Source organism: Paraburkholderia dipogonis (genome assembly GCF_042680985.1).
Classification (GTDB): domain Bacteria; phylum Pseudomonadota; class Gammaproteobacteria; order Burkholderiales; family Burkholderiaceae; genus Paraburkholderia; species Paraburkholderia phytofirmans.
On record NZ_JBHUFR010000014.1, the window covers coordinates 52,318 to 71,869 of the forward strand.

The 19,552-nt window shown below is 64.3% G+C and carries 15 protein-coding genes; 4 read left to right on the top strand and 11 right to left on the bottom strand.

Going from position 1 to position 19,552, the window contains the following annotated elements; all coding sequences use genetic code 11:
• Position 1: 1 nt before the first annotated feature.
• The 6 genes from ACFSNN_RS19700 to ACFSNN_RS19725 form a co-directional block, all read right to left on the bottom strand.
• Complete coding sequence (locus tag ACFSNN_RS19700; protein ID WP_134456370.1) at positions 2–1,243, bottom strand: fimbrial protein; 1,242 nt, start codon at positions 1,241–1,243, stop codon at positions 2–4.
• A 132-nt stretch (positions 1,244–1,375) separates the two neighbouring features.
• Positions 1,376–2,782, bottom strand: a complete 1,407-nt coding sequence (locus ACFSNN_RS19705; RefSeq protein WP_134456371.1) for a type II and III secretion system protein family protein — start codon at positions 2,780–2,782, stop codon at positions 1,376–1,378.
• Between the two features lie 42 nt (positions 2,783–2,824).
• Complete coding sequence (cpaB, locus tag ACFSNN_RS19710; protein WP_134456372.1) at positions 2,825–3,775, bottom strand: Flp pilus assembly protein CpaB; 951 nt, start codon at positions 3,773–3,775, stop codon at positions 2,825–2,827.
• A 100-nt stretch (positions 3,776–3,875) separates the two neighbouring features.
• The gene (locus ACFSNN_RS19715) at positions 3,876–4,373 is read right to left on the bottom strand and encodes a TadE/TadG family type IV pilus assembly protein (protein WP_134456373.1); all 498 of its coding nucleotides are present in this window, start codon (positions 4,371–4,373) and stop codon (positions 3,876–3,878) included.
• The gene (locus ACFSNN_RS19720; RefSeq protein WP_134456374.1) at positions 4,370–4,870 is read right to left on the bottom strand and encodes an A24 family peptidase; all 501 of its coding nucleotides are present in this window, start codon (positions 4,868–4,870) and stop codon (positions 4,370–4,372) included. The genes ACFSNN_RS19715 and ACFSNN_RS19720 overlap by 4 nt, the downstream gene beginning before the upstream one ends.
• A gap of 139 nt (positions 4,871–5,009) precedes the next feature.
• The gene (locus ACFSNN_RS19725; RefSeq protein ID WP_134456375.1) at positions 5,010–5,195 is read right to left on the bottom strand and encodes a Flp family type IVb pilin; all 186 of its coding nucleotides are present in this window, start codon (positions 5,193–5,195) and stop codon (positions 5,010–5,012) included.
• A gap of 655 nt (positions 5,196–5,850) precedes the next feature.
• Here ACFSNN_RS19725 and ACFSNN_RS19730 point away from each other — a divergent pair.
• The 4 genes from ACFSNN_RS19730 (at position 5,851) to ACFSNN_RS19745 (ending at position 11,714) form a co-directional block, all read left to right on the top strand.
• On the top strand, positions 5,851–7,389 hold the full coding sequence (locus tag ACFSNN_RS19730; RefSeq protein WP_134456376.1) for a collagen-like triple helix repeat-containing protein: 1,539 nt from the start codon (positions 5,851–5,853) through the stop codon (positions 7,387–7,389).
• Positions 7,390–7,567: 178 nt separating this feature from the next.
• A complete protein-coding gene (locus ACFSNN_RS19735) occupies positions 7,568–8,977 on the top strand; it encodes a collagen-like triple helix repeat-containing protein (RefSeq protein ID WP_134456377.1) in 1,410 nt (469 codons plus the stop codon).
• Positions 8,978–9,261: 284 nt separating this feature from the next.
• Positions 9,262–10,971 carry a ShlB/FhaC/HecB family hemolysin secretion/activation protein gene (locus tag ACFSNN_RS19740; protein WP_134456378.1) on the top strand — a complete coding sequence of 570 codons (1,710 nt, stop codon included), beginning with the start codon at positions 9,262–9,264 and terminating at the stop codon, positions 10,969–10,971.
• 257 nt (positions 10,972–11,228) lie between these two features.
• Entirely contained in the window at positions 11,229–11,714 is a 486-nt protein-coding gene (locus ACFSNN_RS19745) for a DUF2147 domain-containing protein (RefSeq protein WP_134456379.1), read from the top strand.
• A gap of 111 nt (positions 11,715–11,825) precedes the next feature.
• On the opposite strand, the gene ACFSNN_RS19750 is transcribed toward ACFSNN_RS19745, so the two are convergent.
• From ACFSNN_RS19750 to ACFSNN_RS19770, 5 genes are all read right to left on the bottom strand, one after another.
• The gene (locus tag ACFSNN_RS19750; RefSeq protein WP_134456380.1) at positions 11,826–12,275 is read right to left on the bottom strand and encodes a transposase; all 450 of its coding nucleotides are present in this window, start codon (positions 12,273–12,275) and stop codon (positions 11,826–11,828) included.
• A gap of 160 nt (positions 12,276–12,435) precedes the next feature.
• The gene (zapE, locus tag ACFSNN_RS19755; protein ID WP_134456381.1) at positions 12,436–13,533 is read right to left on the bottom strand and encodes a cell division protein ZapE; all 1,098 of its coding nucleotides are present in this window, start codon (positions 13,531–13,533) and stop codon (positions 12,436–12,438) included.
• Between the two features lie 89 nt (positions 13,534–13,622).
• Positions 13,623–15,053 carry a dihydrolipoyl dehydrogenase gene (gene lpdA / locus ACFSNN_RS19760; RefSeq protein ID WP_134456382.1) on the bottom strand — a complete coding sequence of 477 codons (1,431 nt, stop codon included), beginning with the start codon at positions 15,051–15,053 and terminating at the stop codon, positions 13,623–13,625.
• A gap of 160 nt (positions 15,054–15,213) precedes the next feature.
• Complete coding sequence (odhB, locus tag ACFSNN_RS19765) at positions 15,214–16,500, bottom strand: 2-oxoglutarate dehydrogenase complex dihydrolipoyllysine-residue succinyltransferase (RefSeq protein WP_134456383.1); 1,287 nt, start codon at positions 16,498–16,500, stop codon at positions 15,214–15,216.
• Positions 16,501–16,644: 144 nt separating this feature from the next.
• A complete protein-coding gene (locus ACFSNN_RS19770; RefSeq protein ID WP_134456384.1) occupies positions 16,645–19,506 on the bottom strand; it encodes a 2-oxoglutarate dehydrogenase E1 component in 2,862 nt (953 codons plus the stop codon).
• Positions 19,507–19,552: the final 46 nt, after the last annotated feature.

Here is a 19,552-nt window from a genome sequence, read left to right on the forward strand (position 1 = left end):
TCTATGACCGCTTGTGAGTGGTTGGAATGAAGCGCTTGAGCGCGCCGAGTGCCGATTTGCCGCGCACCTGTGCCGCCGCGCGCTCGCCGCCGCCGAGCCGCTCGATCAACGGCTCGAGCGCGCGCACATAGGGATCGCGCGCGGCGGTATCGACCAGCAGATGTCCCTGATTGGCCGCCTGGCCGAGCGCGATGCGCCGCTCCGGCAAGGTGGTGAGCAGCGCAATGTCCAGACGCTGCGCGATCTGCGCGGCGGCGAGGCCGAGCTCGGCGTCGAACTTGTTGACGATCAGACGCACGTTCGCGGTATCCACGCCCTCTTCGCGCAATGCGTCGAGCACGCCGACGGCCGACACGATCGAGGCCACGCCCTGGTCGCACAGCAGCCAGGTTTCGTCGGCCGCCTGCACGACGTGAGCGATGAACTCGCTGTTGGTGAAGCCGCCGAGGTCGACGATCTGCTGGTCGAAGAACGCGCGCAGACGGTTCAGCAAGCCGATCGACGACGAATAGGACACCTCGCGCATGTCGGCGAGATTCGGCGGCAGCGTGGTGAGCGCGAGGCCGCTCGTGTGATGCGACAGCGCGGTATGCACGAAGGTCTGATCGAAGCGGCGCAGATTGCGCACGGCTTCGACAAAATTGAATTCGCTGCGCGTGTTCAGCAGCAGCGAGCCGTCGGCGGCCGGCAGGCCGAGATCGAGCAAGGCGGCTTGCCGGCCCTGCGCGGAGTCGCGCCGTTGCAGCAGCACCGCGAGATTCGCCGCCAGCGTGCTCACGCCCATGCCGATGCGCGCGCCAAGCAGCGCGGTGACATGGCCATGGCGGCTGACCGGCTCGACGAGGTTGTCGAGCACCTGGCGTGTGATACGCAACGCGTCTTCGGCCGGCGCCGACAGATCGATGAAATCGCGCACGCCGGCGCGCAATGCCGCCAACGCGCTTTCGGGTTCGGCGAGCGAGCCCAGCGCGACGATCTGCATGCCTGGATAAGCGGTGCGCACCGCGTTCGCGGCAGCGCTCGCCGCCGCGGCTCGGCCGCCGGAAAAATCGACGAACACCAGCGACGGATTGAGCGCCGCGATGCGCTGCATCAGCATCGACGGATCGAGCGTGACCGCTTCGACCACGCCGGCGCCCACCAGCGTATCGGCGAGCCAATGCACGTGCTCGTCGGCCAGCGACGCAAACACGAAATAATCGGTGACCGCCCGTTCAGTCAATGAATGCGTTCTCGCGTTCATGTTGCACATCCTCGTGCCGCACAGGCGGCAAAGCCCCCACGTCGTACCGCTTGCCGGCGCACGCACGCGGTTCGCGCGCGCGCCGGATCACACCCGTGTTCATCCGGCGCGCTCCGCGAGCGGCTGCCGGCTTCATTTCGAAAATCCCGGCGACGCATCGCGCGCCGCCACGCCGCCGATCAGCGAACGCCACACCGGCCCGTTGCGCTGCTCGGACTGCTCGCCCGGCGTCGACGGCAAGGTCGCGCCCCTGGCGAGCGGCGAGACCAGATGCGGCGTCACGATGATCACCAGCTCCTTCTCGTTCTGCTGATAGTTCAATTGCTTGAAGAACGTGCCGATCACCGGCAGATCGCCGAGCAACGGCACCTTCGACACATTCGACGCCGTCTCGCGATCGATCAGCCCGCCGATCACGAAGCTCTCGCCATCGCCGAGTTCGACGGTGGTATCGGCACGCCGCGTGGTGAACGCGGGCACCGACACGCCGCTGATCGTCACCGCGTTGGCAAAGTCCAGTTGGCTCGCCTCCGGCGCGACTTTCAGCGCAATGCGCTGCGGGCTCAGCACGGTCGGCGTGAGCGTGAGCCCCACGCCATACGGCTTGAATTCGATCGACGTCGAGCCGAGCGCCTGCGGCACCGGAATCGGCACCTCGCCGCCGGCAAGGAAACTGGCGCTCTGGCCGGACAAGGCCACGAGCGTCGGCTCGGCCAGCACGCGCGCGAGGTTGTTGCTTTCCAGCAGGCTCAGGTTGGCGAACAGGCCGTGCGTCGCGGAGTTGAAGATCAGGTTGAACGCCGACGAGATCGGCGTCACACCCGTCATGCTCGGCGCCTGCCCCGGCGTCGCCGATACCGAGGTCAACGCCGAGGGCGCGAACGAGCCGAACGTGAAGCCGTTGTTCTGCTTGAAGAAGTTGAAGCCCACTTCCTTGAGCACCGAACGGCTGAACTCGACGACCCGCACATCCACCTGCACGACCGCGCGGCTTGCGACCGTCGACGTGTCGAATACCGCACCGTCCTTGCCGAGCGAGCCCTCTGCCGCGACCACGGCGCGCTGGTGCGCCTCCATGGTCGCCGACGTGCCGGACACGATCGCGGTGCCGCCGAGCACCTTGACGGCCGGCGTATCGGCGCCGAGCAGCGAGGCGGCCGCCGGCGTGGTCACGTTGACGGTGTATTGCAGCGGCGCGTCACGATCGCGCGCCCATAGCATCAGGTTGGTGGTGCCGGCGGCCTTGCCGACCAGCAGCACGCCGCCGCGCTTGTCGCCCTTGATGATCAGCACGTCGGCCACCGACGGATCGCCGATCGCGACACGCTGCAGCGTGTGGCCGACAGCGATCTGCCGCTGCGCGCCGACCGTCAGGTCGATGCCTTGCGCGGGCGCGGCAAACGCGGCCTGCGACGGCTGGGCCGCCGGCGCGGCTTGCGCCCGCTGCGCCGGACCGGCCGCATCCGTCGCCGCCGATACGGCCAGCAAAGCCAGACCTAGGCACGCCGCCTTCCCGAAAACAAAAATCCGTTCTGTCATGTAGTTATTGGACGCGACTGGCCGTCCGCTCCCTGAAACCACTTACCAGGCGACCGTTTCGGCGCGCCCACCCCGTATCACTTCGATACCGCTCTTTGTACTGTTGGTATTGCCCGCCACGCGCGTCGGCGGCAGCGGTATATGCGGCAACGGCGGCCTCGCGGCGGCGCCCGCGCCACTCGTATTGGCGGTGCCCGACAACGTATCGAGCGCCACGCCGGCTGCGGCGCGCGTCGAGTCCCGCAGCGGCTCGGCGGCGCCCGCGTGCGCCGCCGTCTTCAGCACGCTCGGATAGACCGGCAATACGCTTTGGTCGATTACTTCGGGATCCTTGGGATTGCGCAACGCGAAGATCAGACGGCCGGCGCTCTCGGCGAGCGTCAAGCGGTCGATATCGGCGACCGGCACCGCCAGCACCGCGGTACGGACCATGCCGTTCGGATCGCCTGCGCTGTCGCCGCTCACGGTCGCATTGCCGAACGCGAGCACACGCACTTTTGACATCAGCAAACGCGCCTGCGTGCGGTCGATTTCACCGCCGTTGCCGATGCTGGCGTCGCGCTTGAGCGTGAAAAATACGTCGACGAAATTGCCGGGCCGCAACCGGTTGCCGACCGCGTTGCCTTCGTCGACCCGCACAGCAAGCGCGCGCTCGCCCGGTTCGACGCGCTCGGCGAGTCCCGAGGACAACTGGCTTTCCAGCACCGGCGATTGCGCGCCGATCTCCGCGTTCGGCACGCGCCCGGCCAGTTGCGCGGGGTCCGTGAAGGCGCCGTTCGGATTGATGGGCAGCGACTGCACGCGCACGTCGTCGACGGTGATGGCTTTGCCCGCCGCCAACGTGTGAGTCGCCACCACCACCCGGAAGCTCGCTTGCGTGGCGGGCGTGACCGCGACCGGCGCCGGGCGGCGCGACAGCGACCACGCGAACAGGCCGAGCACGAGCGCGACCGCGATCAGAACGCCCGCAAGAATTTTGGTCAGATTCGGCATGAAGATTGACTGCTTCGGTTAAACGATGCCGTGCCGTGCGCGCGTTCGATCACACGTTGACGGGCCAGGAGGTCGAAGGAGCTGGGTGCCGGCGCGTGCGTCACTGAATGTTCTCCGGATTGAGTTGGACCGTGGCGCTGCTCGTGAGCGTGTTCGGCAGCGCGAATCCCAGCAACGGCAAGCTCGGCACCAGCGGATTGGCCTGATAGTCGTAGCTCACCAGGACATTCACGCATTGCATCGCGCCGCTCGGCCCGCATGCCGCGGAAGACGGCGTGCATTGCATCGACTGCACGAGCGTCGCGGCGACCAGCTTCGCCGCCGCGCAGGCAGCGTTGCCGCGATTGGTCAACGCGGTTTGCATCGACGTGTTGCTCTGCCAGTTCAGCGCGGCGCGCGCGCCCTCTTCCGCGGCCAGCGTCAGATTCTGCTGTGCGACGAGAATCAGACTGAAGGTGACGATCGCGTACAGGATCGTGAAGAAAAGCGGGAACACCAGCGCGAATTCGACGGCCGTGGCGCCGCGTTGCGCATGCGCGCGGCGCGCCTCGATGCGCCGATGCGGCGAGCGCGCGCGTTGCGTCTTGGCGCTTTTCATCGCACGCTTCCCGCCATGCCGTGAAGAACGAGCCAGCCGCTCGCGGCCACGGCGAGACACGCCGCATAAGGCGTGGATGCTTTGCCGGCGAGTTCGAACGTGGCGCCGGGTTGACGGGCCAGGCCCGCGAGCCGCGTGCGCGTGGTGATCAGAAGCCACAATGCGTGCACGCCGGCCGCGAGGCTCGCGGCCATCCATAGACCGGGCAACACGTGCATGCCGCACCATGCGCCGAGGACGGCGAAGACTTTGACATCCGCGGCGCCCATCACGCCGAGCGCGAAAAACGGCAGCAATGCAACAAGACCGATTAATGCGCCCATTCCTGACTGAGTCAGCGAAATGCCGAAAGGCCCGCATTGAAAAAACGCGCAGCAAAATGCCGCCGCCAGACCGGCGACAATGACTGAATTGGATATACGCCGCCAACGGCAATCGCTAATTGCGACTACCGCTGCCCACGCGATAAATAACAAAATGCCCACGGAAACATTCATTTCGCACTCGACAGGCGAAGCTGCGCCATGCGGATTGCAATGCAATCCACATTAACGATTCAGCGATGCGTTATTACGCCGACGAAGCAGGCGGACGTCGAAACGCCAGCTGCTTCGCGCAACGCTTACGGTTTGCCTTTTACGATGCGGCCGGAGCGGCGGGTGCTATCTTGTCCGCGACTTGCTGCAAAACACTCGAGACGTTGGTGCCGACATTCGTCACCGCGGTAGCGATCACGAGCACGACGAGGCCTGCGATGAGGCCATATTCGATAGCCGTCACGCCCTTGTTATCGGTCAGGAAGCGTTGTGCGAATTTTTTCATTTGAACCCTCGGACTTCATTTATTTCGTTCGTATCGTTCTGCATTTCTCGGCGATGTGCGTGGGTTGCGCGGACCGTTGAGCTCTCATTCCCGGTCTCGTTTATTGCACCGCAGCGCCATGCCTTGCAGCCGCCCTTCAATAAAACACTTGCGTATGAGTTGTCTGTTCGATAACCCACCTCCGTCATCAATCTTCAGTGCTTTCGGGTTTTATAGCCGAACAATCATTTTTAAGCAATTGTCCGCTGCGCCGATCCTCATCCCGTATGCATTTTTACCACTCACTCTAGTTAACGGCAGTTCGTGCGTTGCAGCACATAGGAATAACCATAAGTTAGATTCGCTCCACTAATTATTTGTTTCAACAGAACGTTTCAAGCGCGCGGACCGGTTTCGTGCGGCTGCGTTACGCCGTACGTCGTAACGGCGCGCGCGGCTCGTTACGTTACGCCGGCCGTGCGAATGCGCCGCACATCGCGTTACGCGAGCGCAGTCTGGTTTAGCGCACGCTCCGTCAGTTCCTCGCAAAGCCTTGTCACGCGTGGCGCTGCCGCTCGCGTCGAAAAAATCCTCCGCATTGTTCAGTCGAAATGGCACGGCTCGTGCAGAGACAGGCACCAGCAACATCCAACAACACATGCGATGCGAGGGCGACATGAACATTCAAACGACCACCACGACATTACGGGCAACCCTGATTGCAGCCAGCGTGGCCGCGATGCTTTCTCTTGGTGCTTGCGGAGGCTCCGGCAGCCTGAGTTCCGGCACCGGCAGCAGCGGCAGCGGCTCCGCCGGCGGCACACTTTCCACGAGCGGCAGCGGCTCGACGGGCTCGGGCGGCTCTGGGTCCGGTGCGGGCGCAGGTGCGAACACGACCACGGGTAGCAACGGTTCGGGAACAGGCACAGGCACGGGTACAGGTACGGGTAAGACGCCCGTCGCCAATGCGCTCGGCACGGTGGTCGGCAACACGGGCGGTGTGGTGAGCGACGCCGGCTCGGCGGTCACCGGCATCGGTACCGTGATCGGTTCGCAGACGCTGCCTGGCGTCAGCTCGCAAACCACGCAGTCCGCCGGCGGCATCGTCCAGCAAGTCGGTTCGGCCGTGTCGACGCTCGGCAACGGCGTGTCGCAAGGGCTCGGTCAGCTCGGCACCGGCGGCAACGCTGTCGGCACGACGGTGTCGAGCGTGGGCGGTGTCGTGAGCCATGTCGGCGGCGCAGTGACGGACGCGGGCAACCTCGTGACGAGTCTCGGCAGCGGCCCCCTCGCTCCGCTGTCGGCGATCACCACGCCGCTCGGCGGCGTCATCAACACGCTCGGCGGCGCGGTCACCAACGGCGGCAGCACGCTCACCACCGCCCTCTCGACGGGCCCGGTCCAGCAAGTCACGCAAACCCTCAGCACGGCGATCACGCCGATCACGTCGATGGTCGCCGCGACCACGCAAACGGTCGGCAACACCACGGGTCTCGGCGCGCCGCTCAACGGCCTGCTCTCGACGGCCGGCGGCGGACTCGGCAAGGCGGGCGTGCTGTTGAGCGCGACCGGCGGCAACCCGGTTACGGCCGCACTCGGCCATACAGTCACCGACACCGGCGCGACGGTCGCTTCAGTCGGCGGCTTGCTCACGGGCGGCAGCGGCGGCAATCCGCTTGCGCCGCTCACCAGCGCGCTCGGTGGCTTGACCGGCGGTACCGGCAGCGGCCCGCTTGCGCCGCTTACCGGCGCGCTCGGCGGCTTGACCGGCGGCACCGGCAGCGGCCCGCTTGCGCCGCTCACTAGCGCACTCGGCGGCTTGACCGGCGGTACCGGCAGCGGCCCGCTTGCGCCGCTCACCAGCGCACTCGGTGGCTTGACTGGCGCCGCCAGCGGCGCATCGAGCGGCGGCAGCCCGCTCGCGCCCGTCACCGGCTTGCTCTCCACCGTGACAGGCAGCCTCTCCGGCGCGGCCGGCGGCAGCAGCGGCCCGCTCGCACCGGTCACCGGCTTGCTGTCGGGCGTCACCGGCGCGCTCGGCGGCGTGGCCACCACGGCAGGCGCCGCGCCGACCACCACGACCGCCGCCGCTTCCACCAGCTCAGGCGCCGGCCTGTCGCTGTCGACCGGCACGGGCAAAGGCGCCTCGAACAATCCGCTCGCACCGGTGACGTCGCTCGTGGGCGGCCTGCTCGGCGGCTTGGGCAAGAAGTAAGCAGCCCTCTCGGGAACAGCGAAAAACGTCGAGCGAGACCCAGCCCGAGCGCGGCCCACCAGCCGCGTCCCGGCGCTTCCCGAAACCTGGCTGAACTGGGCCGCGCCGCTCAGACATCCGTTGCAACGGCGCACTGAAACCAACGCACACGACATCCAGAAGACACAGAGGAGCACACATGTCCACACAACGTTTTTTTTCTCTCCATGCGACGTGCGCGACCGTGTCGTCGTTGCGTGCGCCATTGATTGCCGTGGCGGTCGCCGGCCTGCTCGCGGCGTGTGGCGGCAGCACCGTCAGCGCGCCGCCCACCACCTCGAATACCGGTAGCGGCAGCGGCTCGGGTTCGACCAACACCGGCAGCGGCAGCGGCACCACCGCGAAGACGGGCACGACCGGCGTCGCCACCGCGGCCGGGCAGACCACCGGCGACCTAGGCACGGCGATCGCCTCGCAGACCATTCCGGGCCTCAGCCCGCAAGTCACGCAAGGGCTCGGCAACGCGGTGTCGAGCACGAGCAGCACGCTGAACTCGCTGGCCGATGCCGTAAGCAACGGCGTCGGCCAGACCGGCACGACGGCCAATCCGGTCGGCACCACGGTCGCCGGACTCGGCTCGGTGGTCGGTTCGACGAGCGGCGTCGTGCAAGGGCTGAGCACTGCCGTCGGCGGCCTCGGCAGCGGCAAACTCGCGCCACTGGCGCCGCTCACGACACCTTTGGCCAGCGCGCTCTCCACCGCTGCGGGCGCACTCAACGCCGGTGGCGCGACGCTCGGCAACGCGCTCGGCTCTGTGCCCGTGCAGCAGATCACTCAACCAGTCAGCACCGCCATCACGCCGATCGTGACGACGGCCGGACTCGTCACGCAAACGGTCGGTACGCAGACCGGCCTCGGCGCGCCGCTCGGCGGCGTGCTCGCGAAAGTGGGCGGTGCATTGAGTTCCGCGGGCTCGCAAGTGGGCGACGCCACGCAAAATCCGCTTGGCGCCGATCTCGGCACGCTGGTCGGCTCGCTCGGCAACACCGTGACCAAAGCGGGCGGCCTGGTCAATCCGAACGGCCCGAATGGCGCGATGCCGCTTCCCGGACTGATCACGAGCCTCGTCGGCGCGACGAGCGTGGGCGTCGCCGATGGGCCGCCCGCCAGCAGCAACCCGTTCGGCCCGCTGCAAAGCTCGCTGGCGAGTCTCGGGCTCGGCAGCAATCCGGTCGGCTCACTGTCGACGCTGCTCGGCGGCACACCGCTGGCCGGCCTGAGCTCGACGCTCGGCGGCACGCCGCTGGGATCGCTGACTTCCTCGGGTTTGAGCGGCTCGCCGCTGAGTTCGCTGACGTCGGCGTTAGGCGGCTCGGGTAGCGCATCGAATCCGTTGTCGACGCTGACGGGCGCACTGTCCGGCGTCACGAGCGGCGGCTTGGGCGGCGGCTCGGGCGGCAGCGGCCAGGCGCTCGCGCCGGTGACCGCGCTGGTCGGCCAGTTGACCGGCACGCTCGGCTCGGCCGCAGGTTCGACGAGCGGCTCGGGCACGGCGACCAACGGCTTGACGACCCTGCTCGGTGGCCTGACTCCGTCGAACCATAAGTAGTTAGTCTAACTATTCAATCGCCGCGGCTTGCATCAGCCATCCGCTGAGACTTGCCGCGCGGCTGTTCATCGAATCATGCAAGCCGCAGCGAATCAGGTAATGCGCATGACCGGTCCGACTCATCACGTGCTGCGCGCTTTTGCGGCGAGCGCTCAAGCCCCGCGGAGCACGTGACGTAATACATGCAAGCATCGCAATACGCGTCGAGCCGCACATAAGCGCTCGCGCACCGCCCGGCCAGGCGGTGCGTCCGCGACACAAGAACGATATACGAGGGAAATCCGATGAAACTCGGGTATAGCAACATAGGTACCGTCGTACTCGCCGCGCTTGCGGCGAGTACCCTGCCCATGCAAGCGCATGCGCAGTCCCGCCCAGGCGGTTCGGCGGTGGGCGGCAATCCGCTGGATTCGCTGCCGCAGATCAAGGCGCCCGACAAAGGTCCGAACGTGACCGTGCAGGTCGCGCCGCAAGCCCCCCAACTCGAAGAATTGCTTGCCCGCCACATCACGCCGTCGCGCGTGCAGGTGGAGGGCGTGAAGTCCATTCCCTTCGACGATGTCGCGCAACGCTTCACGCCGCTCGTCGGCAAGGACACGACGATCGGCGATCTGATCCAGGTCGCCAACAGCGTCACGAAGCTCTATCAGGACCGCGGCTTCGCGCTCTCGTTCGCCTTCATTCCGGCGCAGACATTCCAAGACGGCGTGGTGCGCGTGACGGTGGTGGAAGGCTACGTGTCCGCCGTCAAGGTGACGGGCAAGGCCGGTGCCGTGGAAGACAAGATCCGCGCGATCGCCGATCACATCACGGCCGACCGGCCGCTGCGACGCGCTACGTTCGAGCGCTACGTCAACGTGCTCGGCCTGCTGCCGGGCGTGAAGGTCGCGGCCAACGTGCCGCCGCCGCAGAACACCGACGGCGCCACCACGCTCGAACTGAACGTGGAGCGCAAGCCGTTCGACGTCAGCACCGGGATCGATTTCAATCACCCCGGCGTGCAGGGGCTTCTGACCGCCACCGAAAACGGGCTGACTTCATTCGGAGAACAATTGAGCGTGTCGGCGCTGCTGCCGAAGGGGCGTGACAACGTCACCTATCTCGCCGCCCACGGCGCCGTGCCGATCGGCAGCAACGGACTGGTCGCGAAGATCGACGCCTCGCACTATCGCGGCAATCCGACCGACAATCCCGGCTTGCCCTCCAGCATCGAACGCACGGTCATCAACGACAAGATCGGCGGTTCGCTGGCGTATCCGATCCTGCTGAGCAACACGCAAAGCGTGATCGGCACAGCGTCGGTCTATGCGTCGCACGACGAGGATCGCTACAACAATCACGACACCGGCGCACAGATCGGCTTCCGCTCGCAAGTGCGGGTCATGCAGTTGCAGGCCGATTACACCAGCGTGCAGACGGGCCAGGTGCGCCGTGCGAGCGTCAACGTGGCGAAGGCGTTCGACATCCTGGGCGCGTCCAAATCCGGCGACTCGAACGTGCCGGGCTCGCCGGTCACCAATCCGGCGTCGATCAACTTCGTGCGCACCGGCGCCACCTTCTCGCAAACCAACGAATGGCCGTTGAAGATCGGCACGGCGGTCTCGCTGACAGGCCAATACAGCGGCGTGTCGCTGCCGACCTCCGAGCAGATCTCGTTCGGCGCGCAGCGTTTCGCGCAGGGCTATCAGCCGGGCGAAGCCTCGGGCGATTCGGGCTGGGGCGCGATACTGGAAGTCAACCGCGCGTTCACACCGGGCTTCACTTATCTGCGCACGCTCACACCTTACGTTTCGTTCGATATGGCGCGCGTGTATTTGCATGCAGGTACGCCCTCGCCTTCGAAGCTTTCGTCGATTGCGTTCGGCTTTCGCATCTCGGATGCGAAGTATTACAGCCTGGATCTCTCCGTGGCCAAAGCCATCGGCGACGCGCCAGTGGAAAGCGCGTCGCGTAGTCCGCGCATCAACGCGACGTTCTCGTATCAGCTGAATTGATTGGTAGAAGTGCCGCGTCCTGATTAGAGGGTCCACTATCAAACGACGCGCGCACTTTCACGTATTCTGCGCTGACGATGTGCCGCCGGCGGCGGGCAAGCAGCAATCCACCCGTCGCGCGTGGCACACGAGGGCAGCAGAAGTCGAACCTGAGGGGCCACGCAAGGCATCACGGCGGCCGTCGCCTGAAGACCGCCCGAGATGCCAATAACGCCGCGCGACCATGATCGCGCCGTCTTTAATCAAGGAGGAAGACAATGATGCAATTCACCCACCGCGCGCGTGCAGTCGCGCTTCGTACAGCCAAACATGCCGCGCTTGCCGGCGTCTTGCTCGTCAGCGCCGTGACGGCCATGGCGCAGGCCGACAGTCCGGTCGGCACGTGGCAAACCATCGACGATCATACCGGCCAGCCCAAGGCGCTCGTGCAGATCTCGCAGGACGGCAGCGGCGCGCTCAGCGGCAAGGTCATCAAGGGGCTCGGTGCGAACGACCAGCCGGATCGCCGCTGCACGGCCTGTACCGACGCGCGCAAGGATCAGCCGATTCTCGGCATGACGATCATCAGCGATCTGAAGAAGGACGGCGACGCCTGGGATCACGGGCAGATTCTCGACCCGGAAAACGGCAAGCTGTACAAGTGCAAGATGCACCTGGAAGACGGTGGGAACAAACTGGTCGTGCGAGGCTATATCGGCGTGTCGCTGCTGGGCCGCTCGCAGACGTGGATTCGCCAGCAATGATGCGCGGGTAGATCGGGGCTCGTTACAGAGCCCGCGTGAAACGACGAGAAACGGCCGGCGATCGCAATCGTTCGGCCGTTTCTTTTATTGGAGGACGCTGGGTTGTAGGGATCATGCAGCGTGTTTGAAGGGCGAATGGAACGCGAACGGCGAGGACGGCAGTGGCTGGCTCGCAGGCGGGCTGTATACCGCAGGCGCGACAACCGGAGCCTTTTCGGCTTCGACGCTCTTCGGTTTCTCGTTCACGTGTGTACGCATGCGCGCTTCCATCAGGCCGCAAAGCTCTTCGCTCGCCGCGCCGAACAGTTGCTCCATGACCCGGTGCAGCACGCCGGACTCGTACCACGCCTTGAAGCGGCGATGGCAGGTCTGGTATGACGGGTACTTGCGCGGCATGGCGGACCAGGTGGCGCCGCTATACATGACCCACAGCACGCCGTTGAGCACTGAGCGTGTATTGGCAAGCGGCCTGCCACGCAGTTCTGAGCGCGGCCGCAGTTCGGGAAGCAACGGTGCGACACGTTGCCATTCTTCGTCGTTGATATCACGGTAGGGATTCATGGTTTCTCCTTTGTCTAAACCTCGACAAAAGATATCCAGTCGTCCGCGGACGGAATATAAGACCAATCCGAATCTTGAAAATACGCCGGACGCCTGCGCGTCATCGGCAATCCGAACGTGATCTATCGCAAAAGCGGCGCCGGCCGTGCCGCGCGATGCCTCAGGTCAGCGACGTATCGACGATCCGCCGCGGCGTATCGAGATACTCCTTCGATTGCATTTCGACGATGCGCGACACCGTGCGCGTGAACTCGTTGGCCATGGGACCGTCCGTGTACAGTTCTTCGGGCGGCACCGCGGCGGACATCAGCAGCTTCACCTTGTGGTCGTAGAAGACGTCGATCAGCCAGGTGAAGCGGCGCGCTTCCGAGGCCATGCGTATGGACATCTGCGGGACGCTGGAAAGAACCACCGCGTGAAAGCGGCTCGCCAGTTCCAGATAGTCGTTCTGCGAGCGCGGACCGCCGCACAAGGTGGCGAAGTCGAACCACACGACCCCGTCGGCGCGGCGCAACGCCTTCAACTCGCGCTTTTCGATGCGCAGGATCGGGCTTTCATCGGGCACGGCGGCAAGACGCGCGAATGCGTCGCGCAACGCCTTATCGGCGGCGGCGCCGAGCGGCGTGTGGTACATCTCGACCTGCGCGAGCGTACGTTGCCGGTAGTCGATGCCCGCATCGACATTGATCACGTCGAGCTTCTGCTTGATGAGTTCGATTGCCGGCAGCATCCGGTCGCGATGCAGCCCGTCCGGATACAGCGTGTCCGGATCGTAGTTGGAGGTCATCACGAACTGCACACCGTTTTCGAAAAGCTTATCGAGCAGACGATAAAGGATCATCGCGTCGGCGATATCCGACACGTGGAATTCGTCGAAACAGATCAGCCGGTAGCGTTTGGCAATGCGGCGCGCGAGTTCGTCGAGCGGATCGGCCTGACCTTTCAGATCTTCCAGCTCGCGGTGCACTTCGCGCATGAACTCGTGGAAATGCAGGCGCGTTTTGCGGTGCAACGGCACGATCATGTAGAAGCTGTCCATCAGGAAGCTTTTGCCGCGCCCTACGCCACCCCACATGTACACGCCACGCGGCAGATCCGGATGGATCAGCAGTTTCTTGAACGCGTTCGAGCGGCGCGATTTGTAGGCGGTCCACTCTTCAAAGCACCGCTGCAGACGGTCGACCGCCGCGCGTTGCGCCGGGTCCGATTGGTAACCCCGCGTCTGCAGTTCTTTTTCGTAGTATTCGGTGACGTTCATCGTGTTGCTGCAAATAGAAAGGCGGGAGGGAGTGAACCCGCCCGCCTTCGTGGTAATGCCGGAGTACTGTCAGTCAGGCGTGCGCGGAATTACATGTTCAGCGCGCGCTTGTCGACGGCGAGAGCCGCTTCGCGCATCACTTCCGACAGCGACGGGTGCGGATGGCAAATGCGGCCGAGGTCTTCCGACGCCGCCTTGAATTCCATCGCCACCACGGCTTCCGCGATCAGGTCCGATGCGTTGGCCGAGATGATGTGCACGCCGAGCAGTTCGTCGGTCTTCGCGTCGGCGATCATCTTGACGAAACCATCCGCCTTGTTGATGCCGAGTGCGCGACCATTGGCCATGAACGGGAACTGGCCCGTCTTGATCTCGCGGCCTTCTGCTTTCAGCTGCTGTTCCGTCTTGCCGACCCACGCGATTTCCGGTTCGGTGTAGATCACCCACGGCACGCAGTTGTAGTCGATATGCGGCTTCTGACCGTCGATGATTTCCGCGACCAGCACGCCTTCGTCTTCCGCCTTGTGCGCGAGCATCGGGCCACGCACCACGTCGCCGATCGCGTACACGTTCGGCACCGCCGTCGCGCAGTGGTCGTCGACGTCGATGAAACCACGCTCGTTGGCCTTCAGGCCGATTGCTTCGAGACCGAGGTTATCGGTGTTCGGCACGCGGCCGATCGACACGATCAGGCGGTCCGCTTCGAGCTTCTGCGCGTTGCCGTCCTTGTCCGTGTAATTGATCGTCACGCTCTTGTCGGTCGTCGTCACTTCGCCGACCTTCACGCCGACGTGGATATCCAGACCTTGCTTCTTGAACTGCTTGGCCGCTTCTTTGGCGAGCGCCTGGTCAGCCGCGCCGAGGAATTCCGGCAGCGCTTCGAGCACGGTCACGTCCGCGCCCAGACGGCGCCACACCGAACCCAGTTCCAGACCGATCACGCCCGCGCCGATCACGGCGAGTTTCTTCGGTGCCGTGTCGAAGCTCAGTGCGCCTTCGTTGTCGGCGACGATCTTGTTGTCGACCGGAATGTTCGGCAAATGGCGCGCCTTCGAACCCGTGGCGATGATCACGTTCTTCGCCGTGACCGTTTCCGTTTCACCTTCGCCGCTCACTTCGATCTGCACGCCGGCGTCCGTCTTGCCGGTGAACTTGCCGTGACCCTTGAGCCACGTGATCTTGTTCTTGCGGAACAGGAATTCGATGCCTTTGGTCATCTTTTCGACGATGCCTTCTTTGCGGGCCATCATCTTCGTGATATCGACCGACACGTTTTCCACGGAAATGCCGTGGTCGGCGAGATGATGCGACGCGTTTTCAAATTCTTCCGACGACGCGAGCAGCGCCTTCGACGGAATGCAACCCACGTTCAGGCACGTACCACCGAGCTTCAGCGCGCCGGCCGGGTTCTTCCATTTTTCGATACATGCGACGGTCTTGCCGAGCTGCGCTGCGCGGATGGCGGCGATATAACCGCCAGGGCCTGCGCCGATCACGACGACGTCAAATTCTTTGGACATGACAATCCTTTTGATGGCGGAACGGCACGCGGCCACGCTTATTGGTCACAATTCGTGGCGCGCGGCGTTCCTGTACTGCGGAATGCGAAAGACATGCTGACTGCTTGCTGCATATATGGCGCCGGCTTGCGCAATGACAAGCCGGCAGCCGAACCCGCGATTACAGGTCGAGCAGCAGGCGCGCCGGGTCTTCCAGCGCGTCCTTCATAGCGACCAGCGACAGCACCGCTTCGCGGCCGTCGATGATACGGTGGTCGTACGACAGCGCCAGGTAGTTCATCGGGCGGATCACGATCTGGCCGTTCTCGACCACAGCGCGTTCCTTGGTGGCGTGCACGCCCAGAATCGCGGATTGCGGCGGGTTGATGATCGGCGTGGACAGCATCGAACCGAACACACCGCCGTTCGAGATCGAGAACGTGCCGCCGGTCATTTCTTCGATCGACAGCTTGCCGTCCTTGGCCTTCTGACCGAATTCAGCGATCTTCTTCTCGATGTCGGCGAGGCTCAGCTGATCGGCATTGCGCAGGATCGGCACCACCAGACCGCGCGGCGAACCGACCGCGATACCGATGTCGAAGTAGCCGTGATAGACGATGTCGTTACCGTCGATCGACGCGTTCACCAGCGGGAACTTCTTCAGCGCATGAACCGCCGCTTTCACGAAGAACGACATGAAGCCGAGCTTCACGCCATGTTCTTTCTCGAAGCGGTCTTTGTACTTGTTGCGCAGGTCCATCACCGGGGCCATGTTCACTTCGTTGAACGTGGTCAGGATGGCGTTGGTTTGCTGCGACTCGAGCAGACGCTCGGCGATACGCGCGCGCAGACGCGACATCGGCACGCGTTGTTCCGGGCGGTCCTTCAGCCATTGATCGGCCGAAGCCGGCGCCTTGACGTCCGGCAGCGACGGCTTGGCAGCCTTCGGTGCGGCGGCCGGTGCCGGAGCCGGTGCTGCCTTGGCAGCAGGAGCGCCCGCGGTCAGCACGTCGCCCTTGGTGATGCGGCCGTCGCGGCCCGTGCCGGACACGTCGCCCGCGCCCAGACCCTTCTCGGCCATCAGCTTGCCGGCAGCCGGCGAAGCTGCGGTGTTCGCACCCGTTGCGGATGCGGCTTGAGCCGCCGGAGCCGCTGCGGCGGCGGGTGCCGGCGCGGCTTCCGGAGCGGGCTTCACTTCGGCTTCGACGGCAGCGGCACCCGCCTTGCCTTCGGTGTCGATCTTGGCGATCACCTGATCGGCCGTGACGGTGTCGCCGTCGTTCGCGATGACTTGCGCGAGCACGCCGGCCGAGGGTGCCGGCACTTCGAGCACGACCTTGTCGGTCTCGATTTCGATGAGAATTTCGTCTTGAGCAACAGCCTCGCCCGGCTTCTTTTTCCACTGCAGCATGGTGGCTTCCGAGACCGACTCGGAGAGCTGGGGGACCTTGACTTCAACAATAGCCATTTTGTGAATATCCTGAATACGTATCGGGTGACGGCGCGCGATCCATGGATCCGACGACCGCCTGCGAACCTCGAATGCCACAACTGATCTGTTCGGATGCGGCACGGGAAAGCGCGTTGCGCTTTCCCGGTTCGGTTTTAATGATTATTTAGCGATCGACGAGCTCTTGAGGCGGCCGAAAGCGCCTTCGACCAGCGCCTTCTGCTGCTCGTAGTGCTTCGCGTAGTAGCCGACCGCCGGCGAGGCCGAAGCCGGACGTCCGCTGTATGCCAGCTTTTGCCCTTCCTTCATGCCGTCCTTCAGGTGGTGCTCGATGTAGAACCACGGGCCTTGATTCTGCGGCTCGTCCTGCACCCAGACCACTTCGGTCGCGTTGTCGTACTTCTTCATTTCCGCTTCGAACTGCTTGTGCGCGAACGGATAGAGCTGTTCGATACGGATGATCGCGACGTCGTTCGACTTCGATTCGCGGCGATGTGCCAGCAGGTCGTAATACACGCGACCCGAGCAGGCGATCACGCGCTTGACCTTTTTCGCGTCGATGGCTTCGTCGACTTCGCCGAGGATCGGCTGGAACGCGCCCTTGGCCAGTTCCGACAGATCGGAGACGGCTTCCTTGTGGCGCAGCAGCGACTTCGGCGTAGCAACGATCAGCGGCTTGCGGAACAGGCGGATCATCTGACGGCGCAACAGGTGGAAAATCTGCGCTGGCGTAGTCGGTTGAACGACCTGCATGTTGTGGTCCGCGCACAGTTGCAGGAAACGCTCAATACGTGCCGACGAGTGCTCCGGACCCTGACCTTCATAGCCGTGCGGCAGCAGCATCGTGAGACCCGAGACACGGCCCCACTTCACTTCGCCCGACGAGATGAACTGGTCGATCACGACTTGCGCGCCGTTCACGAAGTCGCCGAACTGGGCTTCCCACGCGACGAACGTATTCGGTTCAGCGGTCGAGTAACCGTACTCAAAACCGAGCACCGCTTCTTCCGACAGCACCGAGTCGATCACCGTAAACTTCGCCTGACCATCGGCGATGTTCTGCAGCGGCACATACGTGCCGTCGTTCCAGCGTTCGCGGTTCTGATCGTGCAGCACTGCGTGACGATGCGTGAACGTGCCACGGCCCGAGTCTTGACCGGTCAGGCGCACTGCGTAACCCGACGCGACCAGCGACGCGAAGGCCAGGTGCTCGCCCATGCCCCAGTCGAGCTTCGCTTCACCGCGGCCCATCGCGCGACGGTCGTTGAGAACGCGCTCGACCAGCGGGTGAACCTTGAAGTTTTCCGGCACCGTGGTGACGCGCTCGGCCAGACGCTTCAGTTCCGCGAGCGGCACTGCGGTGTCCGCAGCGTCGGTCCACTTGCGGTTCAGGAACGGAACCCAGTCCACCGCGTACTTGCTCTTGTAGTTCGAGAGCACCGGGTCGACCGTGTGATGGCCTTCGTCCATCGCCTTACGGTAGTTCTTGACGAACTCCTCGCCTTCTTCGGCGGTGATCACGCCTTGCTGCACCAGCTTTTCAGCGTACAGTGCGCGCGTGCCCGGGTGCTTGGCGATCGTCTTGTACATCAGCGGCTGCGTGACGGCCGGCGTGTCCTGCTCGTTGTGACCCAGCTTGCGGAAGCAGACGATGTCGACGACGACGTCCTTGTGGAACTGCATCCGGAAGTCGATGGCCAGCTGCGTAGCCAGCACGACTGCTTCGGGATCGTCGCCGTTCACGTGCAGCACCGGCGCTTCGATCATCTTGACCACGTCCGAGCAGTACAGCGTGGAGCGCGAGTCGCGCGGGTCCGACGTCGTGAAGCCGATCTGGTTGTTGATGACGATGTGCAGCGTGCCGTGCGTGCCGTAACCGCGCGTTTGCGCGAGGTTCAGCGTTTCCATCACGACGCCCTGGCCCGCGAAAGCCGCGTCGCCGTGGATCTGCACCGGCAGCACTTGCAGGCCGCTGTCGTCGCCGCGACGGTCCATACGAGCTTTCGCCGAACCTTCGACCACCGGGTTGACGATTTCGAGGTGCGACGGGTTGAACGCGAGCGACAGGTGAACCGGGCCGCCTTCGGTCGAGACGTCCGACGAGAAACCTTTGTGGTACTTCACGTCGCCGGCCGGCAGGTCGTCGTGGTGCTTGCCTTCGAATTCGGCGAACAGGTCAGCCGGCATCTTGCCGAGCGTATTGACCAGCACGTTCAGACGGCCGCGGTGAGCCATGCCGATGACGATTTCCTGTACGCCGTTGGCGCCACCGTGGCGCACGACTTCGTCCATCGACGCGATGAAGCTTTCGCCGCCTTCGAGCGAGAAGCGTTTCTGGCCGACGTACTTGGTGTGCAGGAAGCGCTCGAGGCCTTCAGCGGCCGTCAGGCGATTCAGGATGTGCTTTTTCTTTTCGTTCGAGAAGTTCGGCGTGGAGCGAATCGACTCGAGCTTCTCTTTCCACCAGCGCTTCTGTTCCGGATCGCTGATGTACATGTACTCGGCGCCGATCGTGCCGCAGTACGTGTCGCGCAATGCCTTGACGATCTCGCGCAGCGACGCTTTCTCGAATCCGAAATACAGATTCGTGGCGCTGAACTCCTGGTCCATGTCGGCTTCGGTGAAGTCGTAGAACGCGGGTTCGAGTTCGGGAATAGCGGGACGTTCGCGGCGCTTCAGGGGATCGAGATTGGCCCATTGCGAGCCGAGGAAGCGATACGCGCCGATGAGGGACTGCACATAGACCTGCTTGCGCGCGGTAGCGAGATCTTCGCCGCCGGCCGCCGTGCGCGGGATGAAGGCATTGGCCTTGGCACGTTGTGCAAACGATTCGACGATCGGGCCATGGGCCACGTCGTTGGCATTGCTGCCATCCGATGCAGGGACGTTCTGCAACGCGTCGAAATAGCTGCGCCAGTTCTCGGGCACTGACGCCGGATTATCGAGATACGCTTCGTACATTTCTTCTACGTACGGAGCATTGCCGCCGAACAGATAAGAGTTCGACTGGAATTGCTTCATCATTTTTACGCTCACCTTTCTTCGAGTTTCTCGAGAAATAGCGGGTTAC

Excerpts from the sequence above, each read along its gene's own strand:
- ACFSNN_RS19700 (WP_134456370.1), bottom strand. The coding sequence starts at position 1,243 with ATGAACGCGAGAACGCATTCATTGACTGAACGGGCGGTCACCGATTAT.
- ACFSNN_RS19705 (WP_134456371.1), bottom strand. The coding sequence starts at position 2,782 with ATGACAGAACGGATTTTTGTTTTCGGGAAGGCGGCGTGCCTAGGTCTG.
- cpaB (WP_134456372.1), bottom strand. The coding sequence starts at position 3,775 with ATGCCGAATCTGACCAAAATTCTTGCGGGCGTTCTGATCGCGGTCGCG.
- ACFSNN_RS19715 (WP_134456373.1), bottom strand. The coding sequence starts at position 4,373 with ATGAAAAGCGCCAAGACGCAACGCGCGCGCTCGCCGCATCGGCGCATC.
- ACFSNN_RS19720 (WP_134456374.1), bottom strand. The coding sequence starts at position 4,870 with ATGAATGTTTCCGTGGGCATTTTGTTATTTATCGCGTGGGCAGCGGTA.
- ACFSNN_RS19725 (WP_134456375.1), bottom strand. The coding sequence starts at position 5,195 with ATGAAAAAATTCGCACAACGCTTCCTGACCGATAACAAGGGCGTGACG.
- ACFSNN_RS19730 (WP_134456376.1), top strand. The coding sequence starts at position 5,851 with ATGAACATTCAAACGACCACCACGACATTACGGGCAACCCTGATTGCA.
- ACFSNN_RS19735 (WP_134456377.1), top strand. The coding sequence starts at position 7,568 with ATGTCCACACAACGTTTTTTTTCTCTCCATGCGACGTGCGCGACCGTG.
- ACFSNN_RS19740 (WP_134456378.1), top strand. The coding sequence starts at position 9,262 with ATGAAACTCGGGTATAGCAACATAGGTACCGTCGTACTCGCCGCGCTT.
- ACFSNN_RS19745 (WP_134456379.1), top strand. The coding sequence starts at position 11,229 with ATGATGCAATTCACCCACCGCGCGCGTGCAGTCGCGCTTCGTACAGCC.
- ACFSNN_RS19750 (WP_134456380.1), bottom strand. The coding sequence starts at position 12,275 with ATGAATCCCTACCGTGATATCAACGACGAAGAATGGCAACGTGTCGCA.
- zapE (WP_134456381.1), bottom strand. The coding sequence starts at position 13,533 with ATGAACGTCACCGAATACTACGAAAAAGAACTGCAGACGCGGGGTTAC.
- lpdA (WP_134456382.1), bottom strand. The coding sequence starts at position 15,053 with ATGTCCAAAGAATTTGACGTCGTCGTGATCGGCGCAGGCCCTGGCGGT.
- odhB (WP_134456383.1), bottom strand. The coding sequence starts at position 16,500 with ATGGCTATTGTTGAAGTCAAGGTCCCCCAGCTCTCCGAGTCGGTCTCG.
- ACFSNN_RS19770 (WP_134456384.1), bottom strand. The coding sequence starts at position 19,506 with ATGATGAAGCAATTCCAGTCGAACTCTTATCTGTTCGGCGGCAATGCT.